General features: G+C 66.7%; 2 protein-coding genes. Both read left to right on the plus strand.

The features are described 5' to 3' along the window. Window positions 1-108: 108 nt before the first annotated feature. Complete coding sequence (locus VGQ94_01480) at window positions 109-894, plus strand: CoA-transferase (protein HEV2021178.1); 786 nt, start codon at window positions 109-111, stop codon at window positions 892-894. Between the two features lie 22 nt (window positions 895-916). Then, window positions 917-1614 (plus strand): CoA-transferase (locus VGQ94_01485; GenBank protein HEV2021179.1); only part of this gene is annotated, 698 nt, incomplete at its 3' end.

The raw sequence follows: 1614 nt of genomic DNA on the forward strand, positions 1-1614 counted from the left end.
GCGCCCGCGACCCGCTGGAAAGCATCGGGGAAACGCGCAAGTCGGCCATCAACCCCTAGCGCCTGGCTTCTAGCATCTAGCTAAGAGCTAGTGGCTAAAGCTCTTCGAATGACTACCGCTCCCGCCACCGCCGCGACGACAGCCTACACGCCCTCCGAGCTGATGGTGGCCGCGGCGGCGCGCGAGATACGCGACGGGGAAGTCGTCTTCGTGGGCATGCGCCTGCCGCTGATCGCCTTCGTGGCCGCCAAGAAGACGCACGCGCCCAGCGCCATCGGCCTCTTCGAGAACGGCGTAGTGCGCTCGACGCCCGCCGCCGAGCTCATCTACACCATGTCCGACCCGCCCAATATTCTCGGCGCCACCCAGTGCCTGGACATGCTGACGGTGATGAGCCTGCTTCAGAGTGGGCGCGTGGACCTGGGTTTTCTCGGCGCTGCGGAAGTGGATTGCTTCGGCAATCTGAATTCCACCCAGGTGGCCGCCGGCGCAGCGAAGGTTGTCCGGCTGCCGGGATCGGGAGGGGCTTGCGACATCGCCTCCCTCGCCAAGCGCTTTGTGGTTTTGATGGAGCACTCCAAGCGCCGACTGCCGGAGCGCGTGTCGTACATCACCAGCCCGGGCAACGGCGAGGGCGCCGGCTGGCGCGAGCGCGTTGGCCTGCCGCGCGGCGGGCCCGCGGCGGCTATCACAACTAAGGCCATCCTGCGCTTTGGTCAGGATAGCGAGGCGTACCTGGCGTCGGTGCATCCCGGCGTCAGCGTGGAGGATGTTGTAGCCAACACCGGCTGGAAGCTGCGCGTGGCGGGGGATGTTTCCGAGACCGCGCCGCCCACGGCGGCCGAGTTGGCTGCTATCCGCGAATACGACAAGAAGGGATTCTGGACGAGTTAGGTAGATGCACAAGCTTCGGACAATGCGGGAAGTCGTCGCCGAGCTGGTCCCCGACGGCTGCTCGGTGGCGCTCGGCCTGCAGATGGAGCAGATGATCCCCTTCGCCGCGGGGCATGAGATCATCCGCCAGAAGCGGCGCAACCTGACGCTGATTGGGCCCATCTCCGACGTCCTGTTCGACCAGCTCATCGGCGCCGGGTGCGCGGAGCGGGTAATCGCCGCCTGGGTGGGCAACGTGGTGATGGGCTCCGCCTACAACTTCCGCCGGGCCTGCGAAGAGGAGAACCCGGGGACGCCCGGCCAGAAGCTAAAGGTCACGAACATGTCCAACTTTTCGGTCGCGCTGGCGCTCCAGGCGGCGGCCATGGGCGTCCCTTTCCTGCCCACGCGGACTGCGCTGGGCTCGGACGTGGCGCGCGAGAACGAGTTCTTCGTGGAGATGGAGTCGCCGTTTGCGGGTGGGGACGGGTCTGTGACCCGTCCCGGGCGGGTCGGAGATCCGCCCCTACACGAGAAGCTGCACGCCGTGAAGGCTATTGTTCCGGACGTCGTCATCGTGCACGTGCAGCGCGCCGACGCCCAAGGCAATGCCCACTGCTGGGGAGGCTTCGGAGTGATGCTCGAGGGCGTGCGCGCGGCCAAGCGGGTGATTGTCGTCGCCGAGGAGATCGTCCCGGCCGAAGTCATCTCCAGCGACCCCAACCGCACCGTTATTCCTGG

The sequence above is a fragment of the Terriglobales bacterium genome, assembly GCA_035937135.1.
Taxonomy (GTDB): Bacteria; Acidobacteriota; Terriglobia; order Terriglobales; family Acidobacteriaceae; genus DASYVL01.

What these genes read in the sequence shown, in the direction of transcription:
- VGQ94_01480 (HEV2021178.1), top strand. Translation starts at nt 109, where the DNA reads ATGACTACCGCTCCCGCCACCGCCGCGACGACAGCCTACACGCCCTCC.